A 789-nucleotide genomic window follows, 5' to 3' on the forward strand; every position below is an offset into this window, starting at 1 on the left:
AGAAATAGTCAAATCCTGTGGATCGAGGGTCGTCAGGCGACCTCGGACACTGGGGTGTCGGGCGATGGTTCCGGGGTGATGTCGACCGGACGTTCGAGGAGCTTGCCCTGGTGGAACACTGCGCCGGCCCGCACCAACGCCACCAGGTGTGGTGCGTTGACCGCCCGCCACCGCGACTGCGCTGCTTCGATCAGCTTGTAGGCCATCGCCATGCCCGCCGCCCGTGATCCCGGGCCCTTGGTCACCCTGGTCCGAAGCCGAACCGTCGCGAAGGTCGATTCGATCGGGTTCGTGGTGCGTAGATGCACCCAGTGCTCGGCGGGATACCGGAAGTACTCGAGCAGCACGTCGGCGTCATCGACGATTTTCTTCACCGCTTTCGGGTACTTCGCGCTGTAGTCACGTTCGAACGCTGCGATCGCCAACTGCGCCTTGTCGATGTCCTCGGCCCCGATGATCTCCTTCATCGCCGCCAACGCACCCGGATGCGCCGATTTCGGGAGTGCAGCAAGAACGTTGGCTTGTTTGTGGAACCAGCAGCGTTGTTCGCGGGTGGCGGGGAACACCTCCCGCAGTGCCCGCCAGAATCCCAAAGCTCCGTCCCCGACCGCGAGCGCCGGCGCGCGCATCCCGCGGCGGCGGCAATCCCGCAGCAGGTCCGCCCAGGACTCGGTGGACTCTCGGTAGCCGTCGGCCAGGGCGACGAGTTCCTTGCGGCCGTCCGCCCGCACCCCGAGCATCACCAACAGGCAGAGCTTTTCCTGCTCGAGCCGGACTTTCAGGTGGATG

General features: G+C 65.4%; 1 protein-coding gene. It reads right to left on the minus strand.

What is annotated here, in order from left to right:
* Window positions 1-32: 32 nt before the first annotated feature.
* Window positions 33-789 (minus strand): IS256 family transposase (locus JF781_RS28055; protein WP_225341369.1); only part of this gene is annotated, 757 nt, incomplete at its 5' end.

It is taken from the genome of Mycobacterium sp. WUMAC-067, assembly GCF_020217485.1.
Taxonomy (GTDB): Bacteria; Actinomycetota; Actinomycetes; order Mycobacteriales; family Mycobacteriaceae; genus Mycobacterium.